The organism is Streptomyces sp. NPDC058195, assembly GCF_042883525.1.
In the GTDB taxonomy this organism is placed as follows: domain Bacteria; phylum Actinomycetota; class Actinomycetes; order Streptomycetales; family Streptomycetaceae; genus Streptomyces.
This window is the reverse complement of the sequence record NZ_JBHVVM010000046.1, coordinates 18161-36305: the sequence shown is the minus strand read 5'-3', so window position 1 is coordinate 36305 and position 18145 is coordinate 18161. Positions and strand designations below refer to the sequence as shown.

The window sequence follows — 18145 nt, the reverse complement described above, 5'->3', positions numbered from 1 at the left end:
CGCGTTGTCGTCAGTCACCGACGCTCCGCGTCGGCTCCTTCCTCCGCCTTGCAGCTGCACGCACCAGCCCCCGCTCCCTGATCCAGCCTGATCCAGCCTGATCCAAACGAAAGACCCTAGGCGGCGGGCGGGGGGACGACCGGCAGGAGGATGCCGTGGCTGACTCCCCCGACCGTCCGCGCCAGGGCGGCTTCGTGGCTGCGGTAGGCCAGGGGGTTGAGACTGTTCTTCTCGACCCAGAAGGCTTCAGCGGTCATCCAGGCGGTCTCGCGGGCTTCGGCGATGGTGAAGGCGCTGACGGCGTGCTTGAGCGCTTCGGCGTCCCTCGTGGCCAGCTTGACGATCTCGGTCTCGAAATCGGCGCGGACCTCCGCCTCGACGGCGGCCAGGAGATCGTTGACCTTCTCGTAGTCCTCGTGGACCGGTGGAGTGCCGGGGGTGGTGCGGCGCTCGGCGCAGGTCTCGACGACGGCGACGGGGAGGTCGTGGTTGATGTGGGCGTTCATTCCGGCCAGCGCGAACTGCAGGGGCCAGATGATCCGGTTGTCGCGGGCGGCGAAGAGCGGCGCCCAGGCCGGATCGACCGGGCGGCCCGCCGCGTCGGCGTCGACGTTGCGCAGGTACAGGCCCGCGAAGAGGACGTCCATCCGCTCCAGGAACGCGTTGTCGCCGAAGGTGCCGGAGGTGACGTTGTCCTTCACCAGCTTGGTGACCTTCAGATACATGTGGTTGAAGCAGGCCACCCCGTCGCGGGGGTCGAGTTCGTTGTCGATCTGCTCCATGCGGGCGATGACACCGTCGATGGTGGTGGGCAGTTGCACGGTCGTGGCCATGGTGGCGGTTCTCCTGAGTCGGGTGGAGGGGGGTGGGACCGGTCAGGGAGGGGCGCGGAGCGAGGGGCGAGGGGCGAGGGGCCCATACGACGAGGCGCTTCCGCCCGGCCCTGGAGCCGAACGGAAGCGCCGGTGTTCATGCCGTGCGGGGTAGTGAGACCTACTCGTTGTTCCAGGTGGCGCCCGAGCCGTTGTACGAGCCGGAGACACCGCTGTCGTCCGCCATGATCCAGAACCCGGCGTTGCTGACACCGTCCGCCGCCGCGGACGACTGAGCGCCCTGGACACCCGCTCCGTTCTGGTTGACGAAGAACTGGCCCTGCCCCCAACTCGCGTCGAGGCCCTCCTGGGCGGAGGCGGCGCCTGCCGCGCCGAGCAGACCGGCCGTAGCGAGGGTGAGAGCGGCGAGTGCCGTCCGAATACGCATGAAGTCTCCCGAGAGGTGATCGTCGGGCCGCTGGTCACGACCCGCTCGGCCCGAAGCTGCCCGCCCCAGGCAGATGACGCACCCCGGTGACTCCCACGAGTGAACCGGCTCACTCGACTGGCCGAACGGCCCATTGCTCCGGTGGACCCGTCCCCGATCAGTGTGCGATGGACATTCTTGCCGTTCACGCTTCCATCCAGTTGAATTCCACCGCCGCACACAACCGCATGTGCAATCAGGGGAGTTGAACATGAGCACTGGACAGCCTGACCCGGGGTCGCCGCCTCCTCCTCCCCCACCGTCGGCACCGCCCCCCACCCCGGTACCGGCTCCGGATCCCGCCCCGGCCCCGGCTCCCGCCCCGCCTTCACCCTCACCCGCCCCACGGACCGGCCGCCGAGCCGAGACGGCTGCACTGGTGAGCGCCCTCACCGGTGTCGTCGGCCTCGTCCTGGGCTTCTTCGGCGTTCCCTCGATCGTCACCCCGCCCACCGCCCGGACGGTCACCAACACGGTGACCGCCACCGCGACGGTGACGGTGACGGCCACCCCTCCCGCACCCGGCGCGACCGCCGACGACGGCCCCTCGCCCGGTGCGACTGCGCGCACGGCCGATGACGTACCGCTCACCGACATCGAGCCTCTGGGATCGGGCTACGGCAACCTGGTGCGCCAGCCGGTGACGATGGGCGGCAAGCGCTTCGACAACGCCATCGTCGGCGAGTCACTCGGCTACTTCGAGTCCCTGACGTACAGCATCAACGAGCACTACAAGAGCCTCACCGTGACCGTGGGGCTCGACGACGACAGCCCCGCATACCCGGCGACGGTGTCCTTCAAGAGCGGTGGCGGGGAGGGGAAGACGCTGAAGAGCGCGACCGCGCAGATCAACCGGCCGGTGGAAGTGACCGTGGACCTGACCGGCGTCGCCCTTCTCAAGATCGTCGCCGAGAGCGAGGACGGAGGCCCCACCGTCGGCATCGGCAATCCGGTGCTCCACCGGAACTGACACGCCCCCGGACCGGCAGAGCCCCACCAGACGGCGGACGCCGCGCGGCGGGGCTCTGTCGAAGGAAACGCGCTGAACGTACGGGGTCAGACGGAGCCGAACTCCCCAGCCCTCACGCCCGCCACGAAGGAGGCGAACGACACGGCGGCAACACTCAGCACCGGACCACCCGGGTCCTTCGAGTCACGGACGGGAACCACGCCGTGCGGGGCGATGAGGTTGGCGGCGACCTCGATGCAAGCGCCGCCGTTGCTGCTGTAGGAGGACGTGAACCAGCGGGGGGATTCGGTCGTCACGGGAAACCCTTTCGTACCTGTTCGATCACGGCTACGGAAGCTGCCTGGGACAGCGATTCGGCCTGCAACTGATGGTAGGCCGTCAGGAGAGGCTGAACGATCCTCATATCGCGTTCCAGGCGCCCTAGTTGTGCCGACTCGGCGTAGGACAGCTGGGTCCGGTCCGGCAGCGCCAGCAGATGAACCGGCAGGTCGAATGACCTGCGCTCCCCGAGGTCGTACGGTGCCACCTGCACGACGGTCGTCGGCAGCTCGGCGAACGCGAGGAGTTGGTCCAGCTGCTCCGCCATGACCCCCGGACCGCCCACAGGGCGTCGGATGCAGCTCTCGTCGAGGACGACGTACACCAGCGGCGGCGGAGTCCTGCGCAGCGACTCCTGCCTTCGCTCCAGGAGCAGCAGCCGCTCCTCCGCCTGCTGCTCCGTGATCGCTCCGCGCCGCACGGCACCCGTAGTGATGGCCGCCGCGTAGTCCGGTGTCTGGAGCAGGCCAGGAATGATCCCGAGTTCGAAGAGCCTGATCTCCGCCGCACACACCTCGTGCGTCACGAACTCCGGGAAACCTTCGAGTATCGCGGTGTTCCAGACGGCACGGCCCTGCCGTTCGAGCAGATCGCCCGTCCCAAATGCCCTGTCAGCACGTGCTGCGAAACGAGGAGTTGGGGGACGCCGGCCAGTTTCCACGGCGGATACATGCGTTCCGGAGCACCCCATCCGCGCAGCCAGCTCTTCCTGCGTCCAGCCGCGTTCGTCGCGTAACTGGCGCAGACGTTGCCCAAAGCGGGCACTGGGGGATTCATCGGGGTCCAGTTCCTTGCGATTCACCATCCAGGCGTCCCATCTCTCCGCTCAAGCGACGCAAGTTGAAGCATTGCCGACTCTAGATCACGCTGACCTCACCTGGTAGCGGAACCGTTACGGAGAGGAGTGGGCCGTGTCTGTGCAGAGCGATCCCCCCAGCGAGCAGCAGCATCCCCAAGTCCCGGCGCTCGGGACGCCGCTGGTGGACACCAGTCGTCGTGACCGGCTCGGTGAGTTCCGGGGCACCGCCGGGCCGTACTGGTTGTTGCGACCGCCCTGCGGGGGGACCGAGTGGGAGGTGGAGCCCGCGGCAGCGCGGTCGGCGGCGCCGCGGGAGCAAGTGCGGGGCGACAGCCCGTACGCGGCGCACATGCAGCTCGCGCCCGACACCTACTGGTGCGAGGCTCTGGCGGAGGGGCTGGTGTACGGGGGTGACGAGCCCGTGCGGCACGTGCTGGGCACCTTCCGGACCGTCTCTTCCGTGCTCGCGCTGCGGTGGCTCGGCGGGCAGGCGCTGTGGATCGCCGACCGGACCGGCCTCGACCAGAGCCTCGGGCACCTCGCCGATCTCCGCGCCTGGTACGAGGACCGGCGCAGCCAGCGCGCCGCCCACGCGCTCCTGAAGAGCGGATCCCCGCTGCTCGTCGTGGTCCCCGGCACGGACTGCACGTACACCCTGTCGGTACGCTCTGGCGAACAGGCGTCCGCAGACCTGCTCGACCGCCACCCGGGGGAGGGGTTCCCATCGGAGAGCGACCTGAGCGGCGAGCAGTAAGGCCCCCCGAACTCCGGGGCCCCCTCCGGTACTTGTGGTGGCTGATCGTCTGCCAGCGCCGCCGGGTCGCCGCGGGTTCGGTGCTCGGCAGTGCCTGGATGGTGGGTCTGACGCTGCCGCCCTATCTGCTCTCCCGTGCGATCGACGACGGGCTGCGGGCGGGAAGCCGGCCCGCGCTGGCCGGGTGGGTCGCGGCGCTGCTGGGCGTGGGGGTGCTGAACGCCTGGCTGGCGATCATGCGGCACCGCATGATGACCCGGGTGCGGCTGGACGCCGTCTTCCGGTCCGTACGGGCCGTTGTCGCCCAGGCGACCCGGCTGGGGGCCGAGCTGCCGCGCCGGGTCACCGCCGGGGAGGTCGTCACCATCGGGTTCGGTGACGTCGCCGTGATCGCCAGCACCCTGACCATCACCGGCCCCGGGGTCGGCGCCGTCCTCGCCTTCGTCGTGGTGGCCGCGCTGCTGCTGTCCGTGGCGCCGCTGCTCGCCGCCGTGGTGCTGCTCGGGGTTCCGCTGCTCATGCTGCTGGTGGGCCCGTTGCTGGGGCGCTTGCAGGGGGCCGAGGCGGCGTACCGGGAGCGGCAGGGGCTGCTCGCGGGCCGGTTCGAGGACATGGTCGGGGGGCTGCGGGTGCTCAACGGCATCGGCGGCAAGGACGTGTACGCCGGGCGCTTCCGGCGCGGCTCGCAAGAGCTGCGCGAGGAGGGGTACCGGGTCGGCGCGGTGACCAGCTGGATACGGGCGCTCGGGGTCGGGCTGCCCGCCCTGTTCCTCGGGGCCGTGACCTGGCTCGGGGCCCGGATGGCCGCCGAAGGGTCCATCAGCGTCGGCGAGCTGGTCGCGGTCTACGGGTACGCGGCGGTGCTGGTGGTGCCGGTCGAGTTCTTCATCGAGGGGGGTTACGACCTGAGCCGCGGGCTGGTCGCCGCCCGCCGGGTCATCCGCTTCCTGGCCCTGGAGCCCGGTTTCGAGGACGGTGGCGGGGCGGCGGCTCACGGACCGGAGGCACCGGCCGTGCTGCGTGACCCGGAGTCCGGGGTGGAGGTGGTGCCGGGGCGGCTGACCGCCCTGGCCGGTGCCCGGCCGGAACGGTCCGCCGCGGTGGTCGAGCGGCTCGGCCGGTTCACCGGGTCGGCGGCGACCTGGGGGGACGTACGCCTGGACGAGATCGGCCTGACGCGGGTGCGCCGCCGCCTCCTGGTCGCGGACCACGACGCCGACCTGTTCGCCGGGCCGCTGCGCGAGGTGGTCGGCGGCGCCCGGGACCGGGAGGCGGAGGCCCTCGACCGCGCCCTGTACGCGGCCGTGGCGCAGGACATCGTGCGCGGGCTGCCGGGCGGCCTCGACGCGCGCGTCGAGGCGCGGGGCCGCAATCTCTCCGGGGGCCAGCGCCAGCGTCTCCGGCTGGCACGGGCCCTGCTGGCCGATCCGGAGGTGCTGCTGGCGGTGGAGCCCACCTCGGCGGTGGACGCGCACACCGAGGCGGCCATGGCGGACCGGCTGCGCGCCGCGCGCTCGGGCCGCACCACCCTCGTCACCAGCACCTCGCCGCTCGTACTGGACCGGGCGGACACCGTGTACTACCTGGTCGAGGGGCGGGTCGCGGCGGCCGGGAGGCACCGTGAGCTGCTGGACCGGGAGCCCGGCTACCGACGCCTGGTCTCCCGCGGCGCGGCCGACGACGACCCGGCCGACCTCGGCACAGCCGACGACCCGGCCGACCTCGGCGCGGCCAACGGCCCAGCCGGCATCTCCACGGCCGACGGCCCGGCCGACGGCCCCTCTGTTCAGCCGTACGAGGAGGGTGCGCGGTGAACCCCGCGACCGGACCGGTGTCCCGGGGACTGCCCGTCGCCGGGCCGACCCCCACGTTCCGGGCGGCGCTGCGGCTGGTCCGGCTGGACGGCCGGGTCTTCGCCGCCATGACCGGACTCAACGCACTGGCCGCCGCGGCCGGCCTGGTCGGCCCGTGGCTGCTCGGGCGGATCGTCGACGAGGTCGTGGCCGGTGGCGGGGTGGCCGTGGTGGACCGGCTGGCCCTCGCCCTCCTCGGCTTCGCCGTGGCGCAGCTCCTCCTGGTCCGCTGGGCCGGGTACGTGGGACACCGCTTCGGCGAACGGGCCCTGGCCCGTATCCGCGAGGAGTTCGCCGACCGGACGCTGGCACTGCCCGCGCCGGTGGCGGAGCGGGCCGGCACGGGCGATCTGCTGACCCGCGGCACCACCGATGTCGCCCTGGTCGGCGCCACCCTGCGGGACGCCGGACCGGAGGTGCTGATCGCCTCGGTACAGGCGCTGTTCATCATCGGCGCGGTCTTCGTACTCGATCCGCTGCTCGGTGCGTGCGGGGTGCTGGGGCTGCTCGGGATCTGGTTCGCCGCGCGCTGGTACCTGCGCCGGGCGCGGAGCGCCTACCTCGCCGAGGGCGACGCCAACTCGGCGCTCGCGGAGCAGCTCGCGGCCACCGCGGCGGGGGCCCGGACCGTCGAGGCGCTCGGGCTCCAGGAGCGCCGGATCGCGGCGTGCGGGGCGGCGATCGAGGAGTGCCGCAGGACCCGGACGCGGACGTTGTTCCTGCGCAGTGTGCTCTTCCCGGCGATCGACGTCTCGTACGTCGTGCCGGTGGCCGGTGTGCTGCTGCTGGGCGGGGTGCTGCACGGGCGGGGTGCGGTGAGCATCGGCGCGGTGGTCGCCTCGGCGCTGTACCTGCGGCAGCTGTCCCAGCCGCTGGACACGGTCCTCCAGCGGCTGGAGCAGCTCCAGAGCAGCGGGGCCTCCTTCGCCCGGGTCGAGGGCCTGGCCTCGGCGGCGCACGCGCACGTGCCCGCGCCCGCCTCCCCCGCACCCGGCCCGCCCCCGGCCGACGGCCGGATCGAGGTGCGGGACGTGCGGTACGCGTACGACGACGGCGTCGACGTCCTGCGCGGGGTCGACCTGACGGTCCGTCCCGGGGAGCGGCTCGCGGTCGTCGGCCCTTCCGGGGCGGGCAAGACCACGCTGGGCAGGCTGCTGGCCGGTCTGGACCCGCCCCGCACCGGTGCGGTGACGGTGGGGCGGGTGCCGGTCGCCGGGCTGGACGGCGAGCGGCTGCGGCGCCATGTCGTCCTGGTCACCCAGGAGCACCACGTCTTCCTCGGCACCGTCCGCGACAACCTGAGGATCGCCGCGCCGGACGCCACCGACGCGCAACTGCGCGCGGCGCTCGCCGTGGTGGGCGCCGGGCGGGCCGCGTGGCTGCCGGACGGCCTGGACACCGATCTGGGGCACGGGGCGCACCGGCCGGACGGTGCGGGGGCGCAGCAGCTCGCCCTGGCGCGGGTGGTGCTGGCCGACCCTCACACGCTGATCCTCGACGAGGCGACGGCGCTGCTGGACCCGGGGACGGCCCGGCACACCGAACGGGCGCTGGCCGCCGTGCTGGAGGGCCGGACGGTGATCGCCGTGGCGCACCGGCTCCAGACGGCGCACGACGCGGACCGGGTCGCGGTGATGGAGGGCGGCCGGATCACCGAACTGGGCACGCACGAGGAGCTCGTGGCGGCTGGTGGGGCGTACGCGGCGCTCTGGCGCTCCTGGCACGGCGGGGGCGGTCAGCCGCCCGCGCCCTGAGCCCTCCAGCTCCCTCCGTGCGTCACACCCGCCCGCGCGGAGGGAGCTGGTCTACTGGGGGCGAGGGGGGCGATTCCACGTGACCCGGGAGAGTCTGATGAGCGTTCCCCGTGTGTACCGAGCGGCGCAGGCGACCGCCGCCGGTGGCCCCCTCGAAGTCGTCGAGCGGCCGGTGCGGGAGCCCGGCCCGGGGCAGGTCCGGGTGGCGGTGGATGCCTGCGGGATCTGCCACAGCGACACCCTGTTCGTGGAGGCCCTGGTGCCCGGGGTGCGGTTCCCGGTGGTGCCGGGGCACGAGATCGCGGGGCGGATCGCGGAGCTGGGCGCGGGCACGGAGGACGCCTGGCAGGTGGGCGACCGGGTGGCGGTGGGCTGGTTCGGGGGCAGTTGCGGGCACTGCGTCCCCTGCCGCCGGGGCGATTTCGTGGTGTGCGTGAACCTGAAGGTGCCCGGGTGGGCGTACGACGGGGGCTACGCGCAGAGCGTGACCGTTCCGGCGGACGCCCTGGCCCGGATTCCGGACGCGCTGACGGCGGTGGACGCGGCGCCGATGGCGTGTGCCGGGGTGACCACGTACAACGGGCTGCGGCGCAGTGCCGCCCGGCCGGGGGATCTGGTCGCGGTGCTGGGGATCGGCGGCCTCGGGCACCTGGGGGTGCAGTACGCGGTGGCGATGGGCTTCGAGACGGTGGCGATCGCGCGCGGTGCGGCGAAGGCCCCCTTCGCGCGGGAGCTGGGCGCGCACCACTACGTCGACAGCACGGCGGACATCTCCGTGGCGGACGCGCTCCAGTCGCTGGGCGGGGCCAGGGCCGTGCTGGCCACCGCCGCCAGTTCCGAGGCCATCACGGCGACCGTGGACGGGCTGGGCCCGCGCGGCGAGCTGGTGGTCATCGGGGCCGACGCGGAGGCGCTGGGGATCAGCCCCAACCAGCTGCTGATGTCCGGCCGGATCGTCCGGGGCCACCCCTCCGGCACCGCCCAGGACGTGCAGGACACCCTGGCGTTCAGCGCCCTGCACGGGATCCGCCCGATGACCGAGACGGTCGCGCTGGACGGGGCCGAGGAGGCGTACCGGAAGATGCTGACCGGCACCGCCCGCTTCCGGATGGTGCTCACCACCGGCTGACGGCCCGCCCCCGCCCGCTCCTCACGGCCGGCGCCGCCCTCGGTACGGGCGGCGCCGGCCGCTGCCGTATGCCCGCGGCCCGGCGGCGCGGGACGTACCCCACAGAGCAGACAGCGCGAATTCAGCCACATCTCTACGCCTTCTCGGCCAGCACCCGACTTCCGTTCGACCAGGCTCTGTTCGAACACGGAGCGCCGGACCCCACCTCGGCTCCGGCCCCCTCTTCCGGGCCGCATGCGAGGGCTTACGGCATCGCGATGATGATCCGCGAAACGTCCGCTTAACGAACATGACCATTCCGGCAACGAACGAGTTCCGGCCAAGTTGTTGACGCGCTCCTGACAGGAACGGCCCGCTGCTGACAACCTTCACCCCGTTCTGCGCACTTCTCGCTCACCCCGGACGGCTCGACTGAGCCGCCGGTACCCCCCTCGCAGAAGGAGTCCGCGTGAGATCCACGCCCAGCCGTCGTGCCACCGCGACCGGCGCTCTGATCGCCGCAGCAGCCCTCCTCGCCGTCGGAGTCCAGACCGGCACCGCCACCGCCACCCCCACGGGCTCCGCCTCGGCGCAGGCGACCGCAGGCGCCGAGCGCGGGGCGCTGCCCAAGCAGCTCTCGCCCTCCCAGCGCGCCGAGCTGATCCGCGAGGCCGACGCCGCCAAGACGGCCACGGCCAAGGACCTCGGCCTCGGCGCCCAGGAAAAGCTCGTCGTCCGGGACGTCGTCCAGGACAACGACGGCACCACGCACACGCGTTACGAGCGCACCTTCGCGGGCCTCCCGGTGCTCGGCGGCGACATGGTCGTCAAGGAGAGCAAGGCCGGGAACACCCTGGGCGTCACCAAGGCCTCCCGGGTGACCAGCACTCAGCTGAAGGCCGTGGAACTGAAGGCGGACATCGCGCCCGCCAAGGCCGAGAGCCAGGCCCTGGGCCTCGCCAAGGCCGACGGGTCGAAGAAGACCGAGGCCGACCGGGCGCCGCGCAAGGTCGTCTGGATGGCGCAGGGCACGCCGCAGCTCGCCTACGAGACCGTCGTCGGCGGCCTCCAGGACGACGGCACCCCCAACGAGCTGCACGTCATCACCGACGCGGCCACCGGGGCGAAGCTGTACGAGTGGCAGGGTGTCGAGAAGGGCGTCGGCAACACCGAGTACAGCGGCCAGGTGACGCTGGGCACCGCGCCGTCGTACACGCTGACCGACACCGGCCGCGGCAACCACAAGACGTACAACCTGAACCACGGCACCTCCGGCACCGGGACGCTGTTCACCAACTCCACCGACGTCTGGGGCAACGGCCAGGCGTCGAACGCCGAGACGGCCGGGGCGGACGCCCACTACGGCGCGGCGGAGACCTGGGACTACTACAAGAACGTCCAGGGCCGCACCGGTATCCGGGGCGACGGCGTCGGCGCGTACTCCCGCGTCCACTACGGCAACAACTACGTCAACGCGTTCTGGCAGGACAGCTGCTTCTGCATGACGTACGGCGACGGCTCGGGCAACGCCAACCCGCTGACCGCCCTCGACGTCGCGGCGCACGAGATGTCGCACGGTGTCACCGCGTCCACCGCCAACCTGGTGTACAGCGGCGAGTCCGGCGGCCTCAACGAGGCGACCAGCGACATCTTCGCGAGCGCGGTCGAGTTCTACTCGAACACCAGCGCCGACCCGGGCGACTACCTCATCGGCGAGAAGATCGACATCAACGGTGACGGTACGCCGCTGCGCTACATGGACAAGCCGAGCAAGGACGGCGCGTCCAAGGACTCCTGGTACTCCGGCGTCGGCAACGTCGACGTCCACTACTCCTCTGGCATCGCCAACCACTTCTTCTACCTGCTCTCCGAGGGCAGCGGCGCCAAGGTCGTCAACGGGGTCTCCTACAACTCCCCGACCTCCGACGGCCTGCCGGTGACCGGCATCAGCCTCGCCAAGGCCGAGAAGATCTGGTTCAAGGCACTCACCACCAAGTTCACCTCCACCACCAACTACGCGGCGGCCCGCACCGGAACCCTCGCTGCGGCCGGTGAGCTGTACGGCACCACCAGCGCCGAGTACAAGGCGGTCGGCGACGCCTGGGCGGCCGTCAACGTCGGCACCCGTGACGGCGGCAACCCGAACCCGGGCGGCAAGGTCTTCGAGAACTCCACCGCGGTGACCATCCCGGACGCCGGCGCGGCCATCACCAGCTCGGTCAGCGTCACCGGTGTCACCGGCAACGCGCCCAGCACCCTCCAGGTCGGCGTGAACATCACCCACACCTACCGCGGTGACCTGAACATCGACCTCGTCGCCCCGGACGGAACGGCCTACCGGCTGAAGAGCGCCTCGCTCGGCGACTCCGCGGACAACGTCCAGGAAACCTACACCGTCAACGCCTCCTCCGAGGTGGCCAACGGCACCTGGAAGCTCAAGGTCCAGGACATGTACTCGGGTGACACGGGCAAGATCAACAGCTTCAAGCTCACCTTCTGAACCCCGCACCGGCTCTGAACCGGTGACCACCGCCCGGCGGGAGTGCACACTCCCGCCGGGCGGTTCCGTGTGCGGGGCGGCGCCGGGCCCTCAGCGCAGCGGCACGTCGGCCGCCCCGTCCCCGGAAGCCGTCTGCGGGGGCAGCGCCACCAGGCCCATCTCCGCCCCGGACGCCAGCAGCGGATGGGCCGGGAGCACCCGCACCGTGTAGCCGTACGGGCCCGTCCGGTCCAGGGCGAGCGGCCCCTCGTACAGCCAGCGGCCCTCCAGGTCCTGGCCCCCGGCCGGTTTCAGCGGGAAGACCTGGGCGCCGGAGATCCCGTCCGCCGCGTCCACCCGGCCCGCCACCGCCTGCACCTCCACGTCACCGGGGACCAGCTCCCCGAGGGTGACCCGGACCCGCAGCGTCAGCGTGGCCCCCAGCTCGGCCGGGCCGTCCGCCGCGGTGGACGCCCCGGCCTCCACGTGGTCGACGGCCACCTGCGGCCAGGCGGCGCGGACCTTGGCCTTCCAGTCGGCGAGGCGGCGGGCCGCCCCCGCGTCCAGGGCCCGTCCGGCGCGCGCGGCGGGCCCGTACAGCCGCTCCACGTACTCCCCCACCATCCGCCCGGCCAGAACCTTCGGGCCGAGCACGCCGAGGGTGCGGCGGACCATCTCGATCCAGCGCTCCGGCAGCCCCTCCTCTCCCCGGTCGTAGAAGCGCGGCGCGATGCGGTCCTCGATCAGCGCGTAGAGCGCCGCCGCCTCCAGGTCGTCGCGGCGCTCCTCGTCCAGGACCGGGCCGTCGGCGGTGGGGATCGCCCAGCCGAAGTCCGGCTCGTACCACTCGTCCCACCAGCCGTCGCGCACCGAGAGGTTGAGGCAGCCGTTGAGCGCGGCCTTCATCCCGCTCGTGCCGCAGGCCTCCAGCGGACGCAGCGGATTGTTCAGCCAGACGTCGCAGCCCGGGTAGAGCCGCTGAGCCATGGCCATGCCGTAGTCCGGCAGGAAGACGACGCGGTGGCGCACCCGGGGGTCGTCGGAGAACCGGACCAGCTCCCGCACCAGCCGCTTGCCGCCGTCGTCGGCCGGGTGGGCCTTGCCCGCGACGACGATCTGGACCGGGCGGTCCGGGTGGAGCAGCAGGGCGGACAGCCGCTCGCGGTCGCGGAGCATCAGCGTCAGCCGCTTGTACGAGGGGACGCGGCGGGCGAAGCCGATCGTCAGGACGTCCGGGTCGAGCACACCGTCGATCCAGCCGAGTTCGGCGGGGGCGGCGCCCCGGGTCAGCCAGGAGGCGCGCAGCCGTTCGCGTACCTCGGTGACGAGCCGGGCGCGCAGGGAGCGGCGCAGCTCCCACAGCTCCCGGTCGGGGATCGCGGCGGCGGAGTCCCAGCGTCCGGGTGCGGCGCGATGGCGGCCCCGCAGGCCGAAGACCTCCGGGGCGACCCAGGTGGGCGCGTGCACCCCGTTGGTGACGGAGGTGATCGGCACCTCGGCGGCGTCGAAGCCCGGCCAGAGCCCGGCGAACATCTCCCGGCTCACGGAGCCGTGGAGGGTGGAGACCCCGTTGGCCCGCTGGGCCAGGCGCAGCCCCATCACCGCCATGTTGAAGACGCCCGGGTCGCCGCCGGGGTAGCTCTCGGTACCCAGGTCCAGGACGCGTTCGGCGGGGACGCCGGGCAGTTCGCCGTCGTCGCCGAAGTGCCGGGCGACGAGTTCGCGCTCGAAGCGGTCGATCCCGGCGGGCACCGGGGTGTGGGTGGTGAAGACGGTGCCCGCCCGGACGGTCTCCGTCGCGGCGTCGAGGCCGAGTCCGGTGCCGGAGAGTTCCCGGATGCGTTCGAGGCCGAGGAAGCCCGCGTGGCCCTCGTTGGTGTGGAACACCTCGGGCGCCGGGTGGCCGGTGAGGCGGCAGTACGTCCGTACCGCCCGTACGCCGCCGATGCCGAGGAGCATCTCCTGGAGGAGCCGGTGCTCGCTGCCGCCGCCGTACAGCCGGTCGGTCACCTCGCGTTCGCCCGGCGCGTTCTCCTCGACGCCGGAGTCGAGCATCAGCAGGGGCACGCGGCCGACCCGGGCCTGCCAGATCTGGGCGTGCAGCGAGCGGCTGCCGGGCAGGGTCAGCACCACCCGGGCCGGGGTGCCGTCGTGCTCCCGCAGCAGGGTGAGCGGCAGCTCGTTCGGGTCGAGGACCGGGTAGTGCTCCTGCTGCCAGCCGTCGCGCGACAGGCTCTGCCGGAAGTAGCCGTGCCGGTAGAGCAGGCCGACGCCGATGAGCGGGACACCGAGGTCACTGGCGGCCTTGAGGTGGTCCCCGGCGAGGATGCCGAGCCCGCCGGAGTACTGGGGCAGCGCGGCGGTCACCCCGAACTCGGGCGAGAAGTAGGCGACGGCGGCGGGGAGCCCGGCACCGCGCCCCAGCTGTTCCTGGTACCACCTGGGCTGCTCCAGGTAGTCCCGGAGATCCCGGGACACCCCGGCCAGCCGGCGCAGGAACGGTTCGTCCCGGGCCAGCTCGTCGAGCCGTCCGGCGGACACGGCCCCGAGCAGCCGCACGGGGTCGCATTCCTCCGGCCACCGGGCGTCCCCGGCCGCACCGGCGTCCGGGGACTGCGTACGTGCTGCGGCCTGCGGCTCGATGGACCGGAACAGCTCCTGGGTCTCGGTGTGCCAGGACCAGCGCAGGTTGCGGGCGAGGTCGCAGAGCGGTCGGAGGGGTTCGGGCAGGACGGGGCGCACGGTGAACCGGCGGATGGCCTTCACGCCTTCCACCTTGACAGGGGAGGCACGGATCCGGGCGGACCCGGCGCGGGGTGTGCCGCCGTGTGCTCCGTCCGGGCGGGCCCCGTTTCCGTTCCCGCGTCCGGGCCCACGGCTGCCAGTCGGGTGAAGCGGACGGGGGCGGCCCCGGCCACGCCCTGCCGACCGGCCGCGAAGCGGTTAGAAAGGAGCGAAACCCATCGGCAGCGGTGCGCGTATCCCACGTTCCGCCACTGCGCCGCGCCCCCGCCACCGGCCCGAGCCCTGTCCCAGGTGAGTCCATTGATCGGTCGCATCCCCGTCCTCGACGTCAGCCCGCTCGTCGACTGCGGCAGACGGCCCGCCAAGGCGGTCGCCGGTGAGACCTTCCGCGTCACCGCGACGGTCTTCCGCGAGGGCCACGAGGCGGTGGCCGCCAACGTGGTGCTGGTGGACCCGAACGGACGCCCCGGCCCGTGGCTCCCGATGCGGGAACTGGCACCCGGCACCGACCGCTGGGGCGCCGAGGTCACCCCGGGGGCCGAGGGCCGGTGGACGTACGCGGTCGAGGGCTGGAGCGACCCGGTCACCACCTGGCGGCGCCACGCCGAGATCAAGATCCCGGCGGGGACCGACACCGCGCTGGTGCTGGCGGAGGGGGCCGAACTGTACGAGCGGGCCGCCGAGGGGGTGCCTAAGCGGGACGGCCGGGAGGCGGTGCTGGCGGCGGTCGACGCGCTGCGGGACACCTCCCGTCCGGCGGCCGAGCGGCTGGCGGCGGCGCTCACCCCGCAGGCCCGGGAGGCGCTGGACCGGCATCCGCTGCGCGAGCTGGTCTCCTCGTCCGGGCCGCTGCCGCTGGTGGTGGAGCGGCGGCGGGCGCTGTTCGGCTCCTGGTACGAGCTGTTCCCCCGCTCGGAGGGCGCCCGGGTGGTGCCGGGACGGCGCGGAAAGCCCGCCCGGGTGGTGAGCGGCACCTTCCGTACGGCCGCCGAACGGCTCGTGGCGGTCGCGGCCATGGGCTTCGACGTGGTGTACCTCCCGCCCGTGCACCCCATCGGGACCACCCACCGCAAGGGCCCCAACAACACGCTCGCGGCCGGTCCGCACGACGTGGGGGTGCCCTGGGCGGTGGGCTCCGCCGAGGGCGGCCACGACGCGGTCCATCCCGCGCTCGGCACCCTGGAGGACTTCGACCGCTTCGTGGCGGCGGCCCGCGAGCTGCGGATGGAGGTCGCGCTCGACTTCGCGCTCCAGTGCTCCCCCGACCACCCCTGGGTGCGGCGCCATCCGGAGTGGTTCCACCACCGGGCGGACGGCACCATCGCCTATGCCGAGAACCCCCCGAAGAAGTACCAGGACATCTATCCGATCGCCTTCGACCGGGACATGGACGGGCTGGTCGCCGAGTCCGTACGCCTGCTGCGGTTCTGGATGGACCACGGGGTGCGGATCTTCCGCGTCGACAATCCGCACACCAAGCCGGTGGTCTTCTGGGAGCGGGTGATCGGCGAGATCAACCGGGCCGACCCCGACGTGATCTTCCTGGCTGAGGCATTCACCCGGCCGGCGATGATGAAGACGCTCGCGGCGGTCGGCTTCCAGCAGTCGTACACGTACTTCACCTGGCGCGACACCCGGCAGGAGATCACCGACTACGTCACGGAGCTGGCGGGCGAGTCCGCCGCGTACATGCGGCCCAACTTCTTCGTGAACACGCCGGACATCCTGCCCGGCCACCTCCGGGACGGAGGCCGTCCGGCCTTCGAGGCGCGGGCCGTGCTGGCCGCGACGCTCTCCCCCTCCTGGGGTGTGTACGCGGGCTACGAGCTGTGCGAGAACGCCCCGGTCCGGTCCGGCAGTGAGGAGTACCTCGACTCGGAGAAGTACGAGATCCGGCCCAGGGACTGGGAGGCGGCGGAGCGCGAGGGCCGTTCGCTGGCCCCGCTCATCACCGCCCTCAACCGTGTCCGGCGCCGCAACCCCGCACTCCAGCAACTGCGCGACGTGCACTTCCACTCCACCGGCAACGACGCGTTGATCGCGTACAGCAAGCGTTCGGGTTCGAACATCGTTCTGGTGGTCGTCAACCTCGACCCGCACCACACCCACGAGGCCACGGTCTCGTTGGACATGCCGCGACTCGGCCTCGACCGGCACGAGCCCGTGCCGGTGCGCGACGAGCTCACCGGCGATACCTATCACTGGGGCAGGACCTTCTATGTGCGTCTGGAGCCAGGCGTCACGCCCGCGCACATCGTGGTCCTGCGACCGTCCCCGCCGACCGGAGGGTCACCCACACCATGATCGTCAATGAGCCCGTCCACGACACGTTCGAGGACACCCCGGCCAAGGACCGCGATCCCGACTGGTTCAAACGCGCCGTCTTCTACGAGGTGCTTGTCAGGTCCTTCCAGGACTCCAACGGCGACGGCATCGGCGACCTCAAGGGCATCACCGCCAAACTGGACTACCTCCAGTGGCTCGGCGTCGACTGCCTCTGGCTGCCGCCGTTCTTCACGTCACCGCTGCGCGACGGCGGTTACGACGTGTCCGACTACACGGCCGTGCTGCCGGAGTTCGGCGACCTGGCCGATTTCGTGGAGTTCGTCGACGCCGCGCACCAGCGCGGGATGCGCGTGATCATCGACTTCGTCATGAACCACACGAGCGATCAGCACGAGTGGTTCCAGCAGTCCCGCAAGGACCCGGACGGACCGTACGGCGACTACTACGTCTGGGCCGACGACGACAAGCAGTACCCGGACGCCCGGATCATCTTCGTCGACACCGAGACGTCCAACTGGACCTACGACCCGGTGCGCGGGCAGTACTACTGGCACCGGTTCTTCTCCCACCAGCCCGATCTCAACTACGAGAACCCGGCGGTGCAGGAGGAGATCATCTCCGCGCTCCGCTTCTGGCTGGACCTCGGCATCGACGGATTCCGGCTCGACGCCGTGCCCTACCTCTACCAGCGCGAGGGCACCAACTGCGAGAACCTGCCCGAGACGCACTCCTTCCTCAAACGGGTCCGCAAGGAGATCGACGCGCACTACCCGGACACCGTGCTGCTCGCCGAGGCCAACCAGTGGCCGGAGGACGTCGTCGACTACTTCGGCGCCTACGAGGCGGGCGGCGACGAGTGCCACATGGCGTTCCACTTCCCCGTGATGCCGCGGATCTTCATGGCCGTACGGCGGGAGAGCCGCTACCCGGTCTCCGAGATCCTGGCCAAGACCCCGGCGAAACCGCAGAACTGCCAGTGGGGCATCTTCCTGCGCAACCACGACGAGCTCACCCTCGAAATGGTCACGGACGAAGAGCGCGACTACATGTACGCGGAGTACGCCAAGGACCCCCGGATGCGGGCCAACATCGGCATCCGGCGGCGGCTCGCCCCGCTGCTGGACAACGACCGCAACCAGATCGAGCTGTTCACCGCGCTGCTGCTGTCGCTGCCCGGCTCCCCGATCCTCTACTACGGGGACGAGATCGGGATGGGCGACAACATCTGGCTGGGCGACCGGGACGCGGTGCGCACCCCGATGCAGTGGACCCCTGACCGGAACGCCGGATTCTCCTCCAGCGACCCCGGACGGCTCTTTCTGCCGACGATCATGGACCCGGTCTACGGCTACCAGGTCACCAACGTGGAGGCGTCGATGTCGTCGCCGTCCTCGCTGCTGCACTGGACGCGGCGGATGATCGAGATCCGCAAGCAGAACCCCGCCTTCGGTCTCGGCTCGTACGACGAACTTCCCTCGTCCAACCCGGCGGTGCTCGCCTTCACCCGTGAGCACGGCGACGACCTCGTGCTCTGCGTGCACAACTTCTCCCGGTTCGCGCAGCCGACCGAGCTCGACCTGGGGGCCTTCACCGGGCGCCGTCCGGTGGAGCTGATCGGCGGGGTGCGCTTCCCGGCGATCGGGCAGCCGCCGTACCCGCTGACGCTGGCGGGACACGGTTTCTACTGGTTCCGGCTGCACGCGGACGCGTCGGCGGGCTGAGCCCCGCAGGGGCCCGTCCGCGCCGCCCGGCGCGGACGGGCCCCGCCGGGCGGCCGTAC

Annotated in this window: 13 protein-coding genes; 8 read left to right on the top strand and 5 right to left on the bottom strand. The window is 72.1% G+C overall.

The window, feature by feature from the left end:
- Window positions 1–116: 116 nt before the first annotated feature.
- Together ACFVWY_RS34080 and ACFVWY_RS34075 are read right to left on the bottom strand one after the other, a co-directional pair.
- Window positions 117–833: a DUF5995 family protein gene (locus ACFVWY_RS34080; RefSeq protein ID WP_389878805.1), complete on the bottom strand. Its 717-nt coding sequence runs from the start codon at window positions 831–833 to the stop codon at window positions 117–119.
- Between the two features lie 160 nt (window positions 834–993).
- Window positions 994–1260 carry a hypothetical protein gene (locus tag ACFVWY_RS34075; protein ID WP_389878804.1) on the bottom strand — a complete coding sequence of 89 codons (267 nt, stop codon included), beginning with the start codon at window positions 1258–1260 and terminating at the stop codon, window positions 994–996.
- A 418-nt stretch (window positions 1261–1678) separates the two neighbouring features.
- On the opposite strand from ACFVWY_RS34075, the gene ACFVWY_RS34070 reads away from it, so the two are divergent.
- Window positions 1679–2269, top strand: a complete 591-nt coding sequence (locus ACFVWY_RS34070; RefSeq protein WP_389878803.1) for an NPCBM/NEW2 domain-containing protein — start codon at window positions 1679–1681, stop codon at window positions 2267–2269.
- Between the two features lie 86 nt (window positions 2270–2355).
- On the opposite strand, the gene ACFVWY_RS34065 is transcribed toward ACFVWY_RS34070, so the two are convergent.
- The gene (locus ACFVWY_RS34065) at window positions 2356–2565 is read right to left on the bottom strand and encodes a DUF397 domain-containing protein (protein WP_389878802.1); all 210 of its coding nucleotides are present in this window, start codon (window positions 2563–2565) and stop codon (window positions 2356–2358) included.
- A complete protein-coding gene (locus ACFVWY_RS34060) occupies window positions 2562–3392 on the bottom strand; it encodes a Scr1 family TA system antitoxin-like transcriptional regulator (protein WP_389878801.1) in 831 nt (276 codons plus the stop codon). The genes ACFVWY_RS34065 and ACFVWY_RS34060 overlap by 4 nt, the downstream gene beginning before the upstream one ends.
- Before the next feature lie 106 nt (window positions 3393–3498).
- Between ACFVWY_RS34060 and ACFVWY_RS34055 the strand changes: the two genes are divergently transcribed.
- The 5 genes from ACFVWY_RS34055 to ACFVWY_RS34035 all read left to right on the top strand — a co-directional run bounded on the left by ACFVWY_RS34055 (window position 3499) and on the right by ACFVWY_RS34035 (window position 11355).
- Window positions 3499–4140, top strand: coding sequence for a hypothetical protein (locus ACFVWY_RS34055; RefSeq protein WP_389878800.1), 642 nt, complete (start codon window positions 3499–3501; stop codon window positions 4138–4140).
- Between the two features lie 98 nt (window positions 4141–4238).
- Complete coding sequence (locus ACFVWY_RS34050) at window positions 4239–5954, top strand: ABC transporter transmembrane domain-containing protein (protein WP_389878809.1); 1716 nt, start codon at window positions 4239–4241, stop codon at window positions 5952–5954.
- A 17-nt stretch (window positions 5955–5971) separates the two neighbouring features.
- A complete protein-coding gene (locus ACFVWY_RS34045; protein ID WP_389878808.1) occupies window positions 5972–7747 on the top strand; it encodes an ABC transporter ATP-binding protein in 1776 nt (591 codons plus the stop codon).
- 97 nt (window positions 7748–7844) lie between these two features.
- Window positions 7845–8876, top strand: coding sequence for an alcohol dehydrogenase (locus ACFVWY_RS34040; RefSeq protein WP_389878799.1), 1032 nt, complete (start codon window positions 7845–7847; stop codon window positions 8874–8876).
- Window positions 8877–9324: 448 nt separating this feature from the next.
- Window positions 9325–11355: a M4 family metallopeptidase gene (locus ACFVWY_RS34035; protein ID WP_389878798.1), complete on the top strand. Its 2031-nt coding sequence runs from the start codon at window positions 9325–9327 to the stop codon at window positions 11353–11355.
- Window positions 11356–11445: 90 nt separating this feature from the next.
- Here the strand turns inward: ACFVWY_RS34035 and glgP are convergent, their stop codons facing one another.
- Window positions 11446–14100: an alpha-glucan family phosphorylase gene (glgP, locus tag ACFVWY_RS34030; RefSeq protein WP_389878797.1), complete on the bottom strand. Its 2655-nt coding sequence runs from the start codon at window positions 14098–14100 to the stop codon at window positions 11446–11448.
- 279 nt (window positions 14101–14379) lie between these two features.
- On the opposite strand from glgP, the gene ACFVWY_RS34025 reads away from it, so the two are divergent.
- Both ACFVWY_RS34025 and treS read left to right on the top strand, forming a co-directional pair.
- Window positions 14380–16383 (top strand): alpha-1,4-glucan--maltose-1-phosphate maltosyltransferase, encoded by a 2004-nt coding sequence (locus tag ACFVWY_RS34025; protein ID WP_389878796.1) that lies wholly within the window; start codon window positions 14380–14382, stop codon window positions 16381–16383.
- Complete coding sequence (treS, locus tag ACFVWY_RS34020) at window positions 16380–18086, top strand: maltose alpha-D-glucosyltransferase (protein WP_389878795.1); 1707 nt, start codon at window positions 16380–16382, stop codon at window positions 18084–18086. The genes ACFVWY_RS34025 and treS overlap by 4 nt, the downstream gene beginning before the upstream one ends.
- Window positions 18087–18145: the final 59 nt, after the last annotated feature.